Source organism: Halorubrum sp. JWXQ-INN 858 (assembly GCF_009806985.1).
Lineage (GTDB): Archaea > Halobacteriota > Halobacteria > Halobacteriales > Haloferacaceae > Halorubrum.
Genome location: NZ_WUAX01000009.1, coordinates 326,978 through 339,405, shown reverse-complemented (window position 1 = coordinate 339,405; position 12,428 = coordinate 326,978). Strand labels below are relative to the sequence as shown.

General features: G+C 66.3%; 8 protein-coding genes and 1 rRNA gene. 3 read left to right on the top strand and 6 right to left on the bottom strand.

Going from position 1 to position 12,428, the window contains the following annotated elements:
• Window positions 1-76: ribosomal RNA gene (locus GRS48_RS08785) — 16S ribosomal RNA — on the bottom strand; the annotation flags it as partial.
• 998 nt (window positions 77-1,074) lie between these two features.
• On the opposite strand from GRS48_RS08785, the gene GRS48_RS08780 reads away from it, so the two are divergent.
• Window positions 1,075-1,635, top strand: coding sequence for a TATA-box-binding protein (locus GRS48_RS08780; protein ID WP_159485569.1), 561 nt, complete (start codon window positions 1,075-1,077; stop codon window positions 1,633-1,635).
• Between the two features lie 207 nt (window positions 1,636-1,842).
• Here the strand turns inward: GRS48_RS08780 and GRS48_RS08775 are convergent, their stop codons facing one another.
• The 5 genes from GRS48_RS08775 to GRS48_RS08755 form a co-directional block, all read right to left on the bottom strand.
• Window positions 1,843-3,039: a Cdc6/Cdc18 family protein gene (locus GRS48_RS08775; protein ID WP_159485567.1), complete on the bottom strand. Its 1,197-nt coding sequence runs from the start codon at window positions 3,037-3,039 to the stop codon at window positions 1,843-1,845.
• A gap of 684 nt (window positions 3,040-3,723) precedes the next feature.
• Window positions 3,724-6,861, bottom strand: a complete 3,138-nt coding sequence (locus GRS48_RS08770; RefSeq protein ID WP_159485565.1) for an FAD-binding and (Fe-S)-binding domain-containing protein — start codon at window positions 6,859-6,861, stop codon at window positions 3,724-3,726.
• Between the two features lie 170 nt (window positions 6,862-7,031).
• Window positions 7,032-7,283 (bottom strand): hypothetical protein, encoded by a 252-nt coding sequence (locus GRS48_RS08765; RefSeq protein WP_159485563.1) that lies wholly within the window; start codon window positions 7,281-7,283, stop codon window positions 7,032-7,034.
• Between the two features lie 2 nt (window positions 7,284-7,285).
• Window positions 7,286-7,567, bottom strand: coding sequence for a hypothetical protein (locus tag GRS48_RS08760; protein ID WP_159485561.1), 282 nt, complete (start codon window positions 7,565-7,567; stop codon window positions 7,286-7,288).
• Between the two features lie 349 nt (window positions 7,568-7,916).
• A complete protein-coding gene (locus tag GRS48_RS08755) occupies window positions 7,917-8,834 on the bottom strand; it encodes a MarR family transcriptional regulator (protein ID WP_200840237.1) in 918 nt (305 codons plus the stop codon).
• 240 nt (window positions 8,835-9,074) lie between these two features.
• On the opposite strand from GRS48_RS08755, the gene GRS48_RS08750 reads away from it, so the two are divergent.
• Window positions 9,075-10,502, top strand: a complete 1,428-nt coding sequence (locus tag GRS48_RS08750) for a cobyrinate a,c-diamide synthase (protein WP_321168370.1) — start codon at window positions 9,075-9,077, stop codon at window positions 10,500-10,502.
• Window positions 10,503-10,604: 102 nt separating this feature from the next.
• Window positions 10,605-12,323: an aldehyde ferredoxin oxidoreductase C-terminal domain-containing protein gene (locus GRS48_RS08745; protein WP_159485557.1), complete on the top strand. Its 1,719-nt coding sequence runs from the start codon at window positions 10,605-10,607 to the stop codon at window positions 12,321-12,323.
• The last annotated feature ends 105 nt before the right edge of the window (window positions 12,324-12,428 follow it).

Genomic DNA, 12,428 nt, shown 5'->3' with positions numbered 1-12,428 from the left:
CGAGTATGAACTCGTACAACTAGCATGGCTAAATCGGATCCCAATAGCAATGGCCTCCGGCAGGATCAACCGGAATGAATAACCTCCGTGCCTGGTTCCCGGCACGGAGGGGGTTGGCGGGTTTTGACGAGATGTCAAAACACCATTGCATGGTCCAATATGGTGTCCGGCTCACCCAGCGACCTGGATGACACCGAACTACCAAGGCTCACATCAGATCCCCTCTTACGCCGGAGCGCAGGGGGCGAGATCCTCATGGCTTCGAGTCGGCTGAACCGACTCAGCGAAACCGGGCCGAGTTGAACGGCCCGAGTCCGCGATGCGTTCTTCGCATTACGTTCGAACACCCTTACACTGATAAGGGCGTCGGAACGCGTCGACCGGCCGCGTCGCGGCCGGCCGTTGCCCCCCACGGCGGGGGGCTCTTCGCATTAATCCGAATGCCCGGGTTGTACTTAACCCCGTCGAACCGATCGCCCTTCGTCATGCGGTTTCATGGGAACGGGTTCTCATGGTGCAGGACGTATCGGACGCGCTTCGGGGTCGGGAGCCGTTCTCGACGTACGTTGGGCCGCGTGCCAAGTTCCGGGCCACGGGTGCCAGACACGAAATCGTCTGTTTCCGCTCGCGTGCGCTCGCGCGCGAACTTCCACGCATGACCGCCTTCGAACACGAAGCGGTCCCTGTCGATCGTTGAACGGGGTCGGCGACCGCCTCGCCCGGATCGTCGACGGGACGGACAGCCACCGAGCTCGCACGCGGATAGCGAGACAGCAACGGACGTGTTCAGGACAGCGGTCGACGGGTACCACTCCCGGACGAGCGGTGCTGGTCAGGAGAGCGCGGACAGGAGTATATGTACTTCATATAGCTCTCGGACGCGACGCCGCCGGATCGGTCGTGTGATTACTACGAGAGAAAACCGGAACGCACGGAGAAAACCGTGCAGAGAACGACGATCGAACGGATCCGGTTCGAGATAGCGACGATCGTCCAGAACGGTTTCTCTCCCAGATAGCGGTAGTTTATAACACGGGCGTTTATAAGGGAGGGGTACACATATAAAAGCGAACGATGACGAACCCTGCAGACTCGATCGAGATACAGAACGTGGTTGCATCGACGGGAATCGGCCAAGAGCTCGACTTGGAAGCGCTCGCGGAGGACCTCCCGGGTGCCGACTTTAACCCGGATAACTTCCCCGGACTCGTCTACCGGACACAGGAGCCGAAGGCGGCCGCCCTCATCTTTCGGTCCGGCAAGATCGTCTGTACGGGCGCAAAGAGCATCGACGACGTCCACGAGGCGCTCGGGATCATCTTCGAGAAACTCCGCGGCCTGAGCATTCCCGTCGAGGAGGACCCCGAGATCACGGTCCAGAACATCGTCTCGAGCGCGGACCTCGGGCACAACCTCAACCTGAACGCACTCGCGATCGGGCTCGGGCTCGAGGACGTCGAATACGAACCCGAGCAGTTCCCGGGGCTCGTCTACCGGATGGACGAGCCGGAAGTCGTCATCCTTCTGTTCGGGAGCGGGAAGATCGTCATCACGGGCGGGAAGCGGACCGACGACGCGGAGGAAGCGGTCGAGGAGATCGTCGAGCGGATCGAAGGCCTCGGGCTCCTCGGCTGAGCTCGAGCGAGCGAAGGCGACGGAACGATAGAGGATGCGACCGCGATAGAGATCCGCTTTCTACCGCTCTAACCTTCGATGAGGACCCGGGCGACGAGTCACAGGGAGAGTCGGGGCGAGCCTGCGGTGGGATCCGCGACGGGCCCGTGCTGAGGATTCGGAACGGGCCCTCGTGAGACGTCGTTAGGAATCCTCGGTGAGACGTCGTTAGGACCCCTCGGTGAGGACTTCCTTGACGACTTCCGGGTCCTCGAGGAGTTGATGTTTCGTGTAGCTCCCCTCGGCGCTGCCACCGCTGTGTTTGGACTGCTCGATGATGTCCAGGAAGGCGTGCTCCTTGAGCAGGTCACGGACGCGTCGGAGCGAGAGGCTGTCGGAGCCCTCCTGCCGGCAGATGTTCTCGTAGATCTCGTACACGCGGCTCGTCCGGAACCCGTCCTGTCGGCCGTTCGAAAGCGAGAGCAGCGCGAGCGCCTGCAACACGTAGCGCGAGTGTGGCGTCGAACCGCGGATCAGCTCGCGGAACCGGTCGGTTTCGGCACGTTCCCGGGCCTGCGTGACGAACTCCTCACGGACCGTCGGTTGGCCGTTCGCCTGTGCGATCTCGCCGGCGTATCGGAGGATGTCGATGGCCTTCCGGGCGTCCCCGTGTTCGCGGGCCGCGAGCGCGGCCGCGCGCGGGATCGTCGACGGTTCGAGCACGTCGTCGTGGAAGGCGTCGGAGCGGGCCTGCATGATCTCGCGGAGCTGGTTCGCGTCGTACGGCGGGAAGACGAACTCGCGCTCACAGAGACTCGATTTGACGCGCTCGTCCATGCGGTCTTTGTACTGGATCTTGTTACTGATGCCGACGACGCCGAGCTTGCAGTCGGTGATCTTCCCGGCCTCCCCGGCCCGTGAGAGCTGCATCAGGATGGCGTCGTCGTCCAACTTGTCGATCTCGTCGAGGAGGATCAAGACGACGTCGTACCGCTGATCGAGGATCCGCCAGAGTCGTTTGTAGTACGTCGACGTCGAGAGGCCCTTATCCGGAACGTTGATCCCGGTGGCTTCCGGGTCGTTGACGCCCTCGGCGATCGTCTGGACCGCCTGGGTTTCGGTCGTGTCCTGTGCGCAGTCGACGTACGCGAACGTCGCGTTGACGCCCTCCTCGCCCGCCGTGCTGACGAGGCGTTGGGAGACGTACTTGGCACAGAGCGACTTCCCGGTCCCGGTCTTTCCGTAGATGAGGACGTTGCTGGGGCTCTGTCCGAAGATCGCGGGGTTCACTGCCGTGGCGAGGTCGGAGATCTCGTCGTCGCGGCCAACGATCCGCCCCTCCCCCGGAAGGTGGCTGATCTCGAGGAGCTCCTTGTTGGCGAAGATGGGGTCCTCCCTCGTGAAGAGGTCGTCCGCTGCGTCCATACTACCGACACCGCGTTTCCGGTGAAATGTGTTCTGCTTTCGATGTGTCGAGACACACACCGGGTTTCCGGTGAAACGGGGTGAGGTGGGGGTGGGGGTGGGGATGGAGGTGGGGATGGAGATGGGAACGGGGGTGTGTCTCAGCGAGGCGTGTTCACCGGAAACGTGGTGTGGGTAGACGAGCGACGACCGACAGAGTACGGTGTTCGTAGCAGCTCGAATATACGCGTTCTCGTTCGCGTTCTCGTCGAATTCAACGCTCGGACTTCACGGCGTCCAAGAACGGCCGAGACTCACGACGATAGTAAGACGGTTCCACGATGGTCGCACGAAAAGCAAGGAAGCTGGTGCCGGGATCGACGAGTAACGAGCCGAAAAGAGCACGAAAAGAGCACGAAAAGAGCCGGTTCCGGTGAAGCTCACGAGTAACTGCAAGAATGCATTTTCATAACTGCTAGAAGCTTAATGGACTATACGAAGAACAACTATTTAATAGTTTATAGACTCCCTTTCGGAAGAGAGCGCGGATCCGTCAGTCGGTTCGACGGAAGAAGCCGCAAATCGACCCCCACCCCCCTGTTCACCCGTTTCACCGGAAACGTGGTGTGTCTCTCCAAACGACGCCCTTCGCTTCGAGACTGACGGAACACAGCGCCCACTCGGAAGTCACCCACACCACGTTCCTCACTCGGGGAGCGCATCCGCCACCAGCTGGATCGGGTGTGGAGGCCGCCCGCCGCCGCGGAGGTCGTCGATCTGTGACCGACACGACCCGCCCGGCGTCGTGACGACGTCCCCTCCGCTCCCGTCGATCCGGTCGAACAGGGCCCGACCGATCGCGCGGGACAGGTCGTAGTGTTCCGCCTCGTAGCCGAACGACCCCGCCATTCCGCAGCAGCCCGAATCGATCGCATCGACCGTGTATCCGACTCGGCGCAGCACGTCGGCGGTGTGGTGATCCGTCCCGACGGCCTTCTGGTTACAGTGACCGTGATACGTGACCGACTCGGCCGGGGAGTCGAACGAGATCCGCTCGTCGACCCGTGCAACGTCGAGATACTCCAACACGCCGTACGACGCAGCCGACACCGAGTCGACGTCGCCGCCCCCGAGCAAGTCGCGGTACTCGTCCTGGAACATCACGGCGTCGGAAGGCTCCACGAACACGACCGCCCACCCGTCACGGACGCGGTCGGACAGCGCGTCGACGTTCGTCGCGGCGCGCTCGCGTGCGACGTCGAGGAACCCACCAGAGAACGCCGCCCGGCCCGACGGCGCGAGATCGGTCGGGATCTCGACGTGGACGTTCGCGGCCTCCAGAACGCGTACCGCTGCCCGTCCGGCGGCGGGATAGCTATAGTTCGTATACGTGTCCGGAAAGAGGACGACCGACGCGTCGGCTTCGACCGCCGGAACGGCGGATCCACCACGATGCTCGAACCACTCACAAAGCGTCTCACGGGTGAACGACGGCAATTGGCGTTCCGGTGCGATCCCGAGTACCGATCGCATCGCGGTACGTACGCCCGGAACCTTCGTCATCGCGTTTGAGAGCGGTGCAGTTGCGCTCCCGATCCCGGCGTACCGGTCGACGTCCCGAAACAGTCGTTCGCGGATCGACGACCCGTGTCGCCCGTGGTGGTCGTGTTTCACCTCGGCTTTCAGCTTCGCGAGGTCGACGCCGGTCGGACAGTCGCTTTGACACCCCTTGCAGCCGATACAGAGATCAAGCACCTCGGATTGGAACCGGTCGGAGTGTAGTTCCTCGGGATCGAGATCGCCACTGATCGCCGCACGGAGCATGTTCGCGCGCCCGCGCGTCGTTTGGACCTCCTCTCTCGACGCACGGTACGTCGGACACATCGTTCCGGAGGCGGTCTCCCGACAGGTGCCACAGCCGTTACACAGCTCGACGAGGTCGGTGAATCCACCCTCCGCGGAGAAGTCCAGCATCGTCGAGTCCGTCGTCGAACCGCTTGCCGGGTCCGTCGTCGAACCGCCTGCCGAGGGTGTTTTCGAGTCCCCCGGACGGTACGTCGACTGATATGACGCGCCGTACCGCAGGTCGTCACGCATGTCGGTCTCCGCGGCGGTCTCCGGGTATCCTCGTTCCGTCGCCGTCCCCTCGTCGACGTAGACGACCTTTCCGGGGTTCATCCGCCACCCGGGGTCGAAGACGGATTTGACCTCCTGGAAGGCGGACCAGAGCTCGGGCCCGTACATCTTCGGGTTGAACTCGGTACGTGCGAGCCCGTCACCGTGTTCGCCGGAGAACGCACCGTGGTGTTCGACGACCAGGTCCGTGACGTCCTCGGCGATGGAGTGCATCTTCTCGATCCCGTCCGTCTCCTTGAGCGAGAGGATCGGTCGGATGTGAAGGGTCCCGGAGCCCGCGTGCGCGAAGTACGCCGCCGACGTGTCGTGTGCGGCTAACACGTCCTGGAACTCGGTCACGTACGCCGCCAGCTCCGCGGGCGGAACGGACGCGTCCTCGATGAAGGGATAGGGCTTCGCGTCGCCTTCCATCGACATCAAGAGCGGGATCGCCGCCTTTCGGAGCTTCCACAGGTCCGCCTGTGCCTCGTCGCTGTACGCCTCGATCACGTCGAACGCCGCCGCCCCGTCCGTATCCTCGTTCACGTCGAACGCCGTAGTCTGCGTGTCCCCGCCATCGATGAACCGAGCGCTCGCCGCTCCGATCGCCGCCTCGAAGTCGTCGACGAGCTCAGAGTCCCACTCCAACAGCAGCGCGGCGGCGGTACCGTCGGGGATCGCCGCGGCGTACTCCGCGAACTCCTCTGAATCCGCCGCGAGCGAGAACACCGCCTCGTCCATCAGCTCGACCGCCGAGACGGGGAGCTCCAACGCGACCGGAACCGCCCGCATCGCCGCCACCAGGTCGTCGAAGCAGTACACCGCGAGCGCCGTTTCCGTCGGCTCCGTCACGAGCGACAGCTCCGCCTCGACGACGACCCCGAGCGTCCCCTCCGCGCCGACGAGCAGCTTCGAGAGGTCGATCGCCCGCTCACCGTCGTCGGTCTCGTAGATCACTTTCTGCAGGTTGTACCCGGAGACACAGCGCTTCAATTCCGGATATCGACGCTCGATCTCATCGGTGTGTTCCTCGACGATCCCTCGGACCGTCTCGTAGATCGCGGCCTCACGCCCCCCTTCAGCGACGATCGCGTCGTATTCTGGAGAGTCGAGAACGACCTCTCGGGTGCGGATGACGTCTCCGCCGGCCAGGACGACGGTCAACGATTCGATGTACGCGTCAGTGATCCCGTACCGGACCGAGTGAGCCCCCGTGGAGTTGTTGCCGATCCCGCCGCCGACGGTCGCGCGACCCGACGAGGCGGGATCAGGAGCGAACTTGAGCCCGTGTTCGGCGAGTCGATCGTCCAGACGGTCCTGAACCACGCCCGGCTGTACCGTCGCTCGCCGCCGGTCGGGGTCGACGTCGACGATCGCGTCCATGTGGACGCTGAAGTCGAGCACGACACAGCCCGGACCGACGGCCTGTCCCGCGAGCGACGACCCTGCACCACGAGGAAGCACCGGGACGTCGTGGTCGTCGGCCACCTCGAGACACGCCCGTACGTCCCCGACCGATGTCGGGGTGACGACGCCGGCCGGCCGCGCCCCGTAAATGCTGCCGTCGGTCGCGTACAGCACCTGTGCGTACTCGTCGAACGCGACCGATCCCGACACATGGTCACGGAGGTCGGCGGCAAGCTCACGGTACTCCGGGACGTCCGGATGGTCGTGTCCGAGGGCGGCTGCCGAGAGGTCCGCCCGCTCCGGGGTGTCATCTATTCCCATGGATGATCGTTATGATAACCTGTCCGATAACTGTTTGTCAGAAACGGACGATTGGCGGGCTCGTCGCTGGCAGGTTCGTCGATAGCGAGTCAGCGGCAGTCGGATCGCCGGCAGCCGGATCGCTGGTGGCGGATCCGCTGGTGGCAGGTTCGGCGTACGATTTCGAGAGGTTACTGTCGGGTGACGCGCCAGGTGGTCGCGCCCGTGTACGACCACTTCTCGATCTCCAAGTCGGGGACGGAGTCCTGGAGGCGGACTATCAGCGCCCCGATCTCCTTGGGCGATAGCTCGACGTCGTCGGCGATGAACTTCGCTTTGAAGTACGTCTCGCCGTCGGCGGCCTCCTCACGGAGATACGCGGCGAGTCGGTCCGCCTTCGATGCGCCGGTCGCGGGGTCCGTGGTGGATGCGGTCGTGCTCATGGTTAGTGCTCAAGCGGGGCCGAGCCGTCGGCGGCGGGGCAGTTGTGGTCATGTCCGATCACGACACAGGCGATGTGGAGCGCGAGCAACGCGAAGAAGCTCCACGTGCCGTCGACGCCGCCGACCCCGTAGAACACCGGTACGTACGCGACGGGAAGCAGCACTGCCGCCCAGAAGGCGGCGGCGCGGATCCCGCGTGCGGTGAGGGTCCGGAATTTGGCCGAGAGCGCGGCGCCGATCCGCATCGGCGTGTGTGTGATCGAGTGGGACGTGTTGTTCGACATCTGGGGCACCTGCCTCGTTCACTCCACGGAGCGGACACCCCATATAAGGGACCGAGCGTTACGGTGGATTCGCGTCGATTAACGATCGAGCCGAACCGTTCACCGATCGTTCGCGGCCCGTTCGAACCGTTCAAAAAAGGTTTAGAGGCCGTTAAAAAGTTTAGAAAGCTATCTAGTGTCGTAATTCACGGACGGGCGGATAGCACCAGATAATTGGGTAATCGTGCCTTTATAGTCACTGGTTCGTCACGATCGGTGGTTCGCCACCCCGCCCGCGTCGTCGCTCGCGCCGCCGCCGTCGCTCGCGGCGCACGTCCACCGACTCCCTCCGATCGGACTCAATGGGGGATCAGTCGTCACTATCCTCGCAACTCTCGTCACCCTCGCCAGCTCCGCTACCCTCGCCACTCTCGTCACCCTTGCCACTCTCGCCACTCTCGCCAGCCCCGCTGCCCTCACCACCCCCGCCGCTCCCGATCGGATCGTGAACCTCGTACCGGATCCCGTCGTCCCGGAGACGGGTGGTGTGTCGCGAGAGCTCGTCGGTCGACACCAGCAGGAACACGTCGAGCCCGCGGAGCGCGGCCTCCGAAACCGCGTCGACCGTCCCGAACCGGACGTCGACGTCGATCGCTGCGGCAGCTGCGGTGGCGTACGACTCCGTCCCCGCGACGGCGACGAGGTCGTTCTCTCCGACGTACTCGCGGATCCGATCGGGGTCGAGCGGACCCCCCTCCGTGACGTCCGGAACGGACAGCGCGGTCACGACGCCGGGATCGTAGTCGACGACACCCTCGAAGTCCGTCACGCCGACGGCCGCACCCGCGTCACCGTCGGTGACGGCGACCGCGGTCGCCGGACCGCCGTTCGGGACCGCGTGGAGCACGCCGTCCCGCATCTCGAGTCCGACGACGTCCCCGTCGCTCACGGGTCCGGTCGCGACCGCGGCGTCGACGTCGACGCTCCCGAGAACGTCATCGGAGACCCGCGCGAGGAACTCCGAGAGCGCGTCGGTCCGGTTGATCAGCCAATCGACGCCCTCCTTGGTCACCTCGTACCGCCCCCGTCCGTGCTTCTCGACGTAGCCGGAGTCGACGAGCGCCCGCACGTAGTCGCTCACGGCCTGCGAAGTGACGCCGAGCGCCTCGGCGATCTCGCCTTGGCTCACCGCCGGTTGGCGGGCCGCGATCTCGACGAGCACGCGGTACCGGGTGGCGTCACGTTTACTGTCGAGCACGCGCGGCGAGGTCGCCTCATCACCCTCCATATACAACCGTCTCGGTGTTGTGAACAAGTAGCTTTGGTGTCGGCGGGCGTTCGGATCCGGAAGCGTTCGGATCCGGAAGCGTTCGAGCCCGGGAGCGACGGAGCGACCGGTCCCTGCGTTGGAGCGACCAGTCCCTCCGCTGGAGCGACCAGTTCGCCTCGATACAACCGCCCCTCCTCCGACAACACGCGGACTTTTCACGACGCCCCCGCGATCGGTCGTATGCACACCACCCCGCCGGTGACGGGGATCGTCGTCGGAGGGACCGCCTCCGGCGTCGGCAAGACCGTCGCGACGTTGGCGATCGCTCGCGCCCTCTCCTCGGCGGGGTACCGTCCCGTCCCCGCGAAGGCCGGGCCCGACTACATCGACCCGAGCCACCACGCGGCCGCGATCGGCCGCCCGTCCCGAACCCTCGACACGTGGATGCAGGGCGTCGACGGGGTCCGACGGAACCTCCACCGGGCCGTTACGGACGACGGCTCCGACTCGGCCGACTCCGGGCCCTCCATCGCCGTCGTCGAAGGGATGATGGGGCTGTACGACGGCTCCGTCACGTCGACGGCCGCCACCGCCGCCGCGCTCGACGTCCCGGTCGTGCTCGTCGTCGACGCCAGCGCCGGCATGCAGAGCGTCGGGGCGACCGCGCTCGGATTCCGCGAATACGCCGCACACGTCGCCCTGCCGGACGCGATCCACGAGGCGGTCGCGGAGCCACGCGTCGACGTCGTCGGGGTCGTCGCCGCCCGGGCCCACGGCGGCCGTCACGCCGCGGGGATCCGCGAGTCGCTCCCGGAGGGCATCGCGTGGCTCGGGCGGGTCCCGCCGATGGACGGCCTCGAGATCCCGGACCGCCACCTCGGGTTACACATGGGAGACGAAGCCCCGATCCCGGAGGCGGCGATCGACGAGGCCGCCGCCGCGCTCGACGGAGAGGCGCTCGCACGGGTCGCTCGACCGGTCGCGACCCCCGAAGGCGTCGACGCCGCGAACGCGAACCCCGCGAACGCGAACTCCACGAACGGGGATACCGACCGGCCGACCGTGGCGGTCGCCACCGACGCGGCGTTCCGGTTCGTCTACCCGGCGACCCGCGAGCGGCTCCGCGAGCTCGCGACCGTCGTGACGTTCGCGCCCGTCGCCGGCGACGACCTCCCCGCGTGCGACGCGGTGTACCTCCCGGGCGGGTATCCCGAGAACCACGCCGCCGCGCTGTCGTCGTCGCCGGCGCTGTCGACGCTCGCCTCGCGGGCCGCCGACGGGCTGCCGGTCCTCGGCGAGTGTGGCGGGCTGATGGCGCTCTCGCAGTCGCTAACGACCGTCGACGGCGAGACGTACGGGATGGCCGGCGTCCTTCCCGGCGACGTGGTCATGCAGGAACGGTACCAAGCGCTCGATCACGTCGAGCTCCGCGCGGTCGACGACGGGGTTACGGCACGCGCCGAGGAGCGGCATCGCGGACACGAGTTCCACTACTCGGCGCAGACGCTGGACCCCGACGACGACGCCCGGTTCGCCTTCGCGGTCGAGCGAGGAACGGGGATCGACGGCGATCGCGACGGGCTCCGCGAACACCGGACCGTCGGCACGTACGCCCATCGACACGCCGAATGCGGCGCCTTCGATCGCCTCGTCGCGGCGGCACACGACTACGCTCGTGGACGGTAAGGGGGCGGTGAGCTGTCGGCGGGCCGTCCGCGCTCTCTTCCCCCGTGTCGACCCGCCGGAACCGGGGTCAGAGCTTTACTCTTGGGCTCGGTAGCGATCCGCATGATCCACGCTGTGGGGCCGCTCCTCACCCTTGATCTCACGGAGCGAACGGCGACGCGAACCGACATCGACGACGTGCTCGAACGATACGTCGGCGGCCGGGGCGTCGCGACCGCACTGGCACACGACCGGATCCCGTTCGACGCCGACCCGTTCGGCCCGGAGAACCGTGCGTACCTCGCGACGGGGCCGTTTCAGTCGTCACGGACCTCGTTCACCGGTCGGATGTCGATGACGGGGCTGTCGCCGCTCACCGACGGGCTCGTCTCGACGAACGCCGGCGGCTACCTCTCGCGGGAGTTCGCCGGGACCGGGATCTCGACGCTCGAGGTCGTCGGCGCGAGCGACGAGCTGCTGATCGCACACGTCACCGACGAGGGGGTCGAGTTCGAACCGGTTCCGGATCTCGCGGGCGCGACCGTCCCCGAGGTGTCCGAGCACGTCGCGGCGACGCGCGGCCTCGGGCCCGAAAACTGCATCGCGATCGGGCCCGCGGGCGAGAACCTGGTGCGGTTCGCCTGCGTGATGACGTACGACTCCCGCGCGTTCGGTCGCGGCGGGCTCGGCGCCCTGCTCGGCTCGAAGAACCTCAAGGCGGTCACGTTCGACGGCGACAGTCACCCCGAGATCGAGATCCCCGACCCGCCGTCGATGGACATCCACCGGGAAGCGGCGACCTCCGACGACCGGATGAAACGACAGGGGACGACCGGCGGCACCGAGTTCATCAACGAGAACTTCTCGCTGCCGACCCGGTACTTCGACGAGTACGAGTTCGAGAGCGCCGCCGGCATCGGCGGGACCGCCGTCGAGGAGAAGAAGTACAAGAAGGAGGCCTGCTCGCAGTGTGCGTACGCCTGCAAGCTCCCCACGCGCGACGAGGCCACGGGCGTGGAGACGGAGGGGCCGGAGTTCGAGACGGTGTACGCGTTCGGGTCGAGCCACGGGGTCGGCGACATCGTCGACGTCATGCGCGCCAACGAGCTGTGTGACACGCTCGGGATGGACACCATCTCGGCGGGCGTCACCGTCGCCGCCTACCTCAAGAGCGAGGACGAGTTCGGGAACGCCGAGCTGGCTCAGGAGGTGACCGAGCGGATCGCGTACCGGGAGCCGGGCGACGAGCTGGCGGACCTGCTCGCGGAGGGCGTCCACCGCGCACACGGGGCGCTCGGCGTCGACGACTACACGGTGAAAGGGATGGAGTTCGCGGCCCACGACGGGCGCGTGCTCCACGGGCAGGGGCTCTCGTATGCGGTCGCCAACCGCGGCGGCGACCACATGTACGCGGGGATGCTCCGGCCCGAGTACGCCGGCGACCTCGACCCCGAGGGAACGCTCGGAAAGGCGGGGACGCTCGTCGAGCTGGAGAACCGCAACGCGGTCCGCGACTCCGCGATCGTCTGTGCGTTCGCGAGCGACTACGTCACCGACGAGCGGCTCGCGGCGATGCTTGAGTGCCCCTACGAGGAGCTGCTCGCCGTCGGCGCGGAGACGATCGAACGCGAGCGACACTTCAACAACCGCCGCGGGAAGGACGTCGGCGACGACGCCCTTCCATACGAGATCCCCGACGTCGACGCGGCCGTCCAGGAGTACTACGAGGCGCGCGGGCTCCGCGCGGACGGGACGATCCCCAGCGACCGAATCGACACCGTCGCCGCCGACCTTGGTGGTGGGGACGGTGGCGACGGCGGCGCGGCGACCGCGGACGACTGACGCGTCCGACGCGCGGATCGTGGGGTTCCCGATCCAACCCACGCTTATAAACGCACGCGCCGACGCCATATTCGACTGATAAACGGTCCCCTTCAGCCCTTCACT

Coding starts and splice junctions, on each gene's coding strand:
- GRS48_RS08780 (WP_159485569.1), top strand. CDS start 1,075: ATGACGAACCCTGCAGACTCGATCGAGATACAGAACGTGGTTGCATCG.
- GRS48_RS08775 (WP_159485567.1), bottom strand. CDS start 3,039: ATGGACGCAGCGGACGACCTCTTCACGAGGGAGGACCCCATCTTCGCC.
- GRS48_RS08770 (WP_159485565.1), bottom strand. CDS start 6,861: ATGGGAATAGATGACACCCCGGAGCGGGCGGACCTCTCGGCAGCCGCC.
- GRS48_RS08765 (WP_159485563.1), bottom strand. CDS start 7,283: ATGAGCACGACCGCATCCACCACGGACCCCGCGACCGGCGCATCGAAG.
- GRS48_RS08760 (WP_159485561.1), bottom strand. CDS start 7,567: ATGTCGAACAACACGTCCCACTCGATCACACACACGCCGATGCGGATC.
- GRS48_RS08755 (WP_200840237.1), bottom strand. CDS start 8,834: ATGGAGGGTGATGAGGCGACCTCGCCGCGCGTGCTCGACAGTAAACGT.
- GRS48_RS08745 (WP_159485557.1), top strand. CDS start 10,605: ATGATCCACGCTGTGGGGCCGCTCCTCACCCTTGATCTCACGGAGCGA.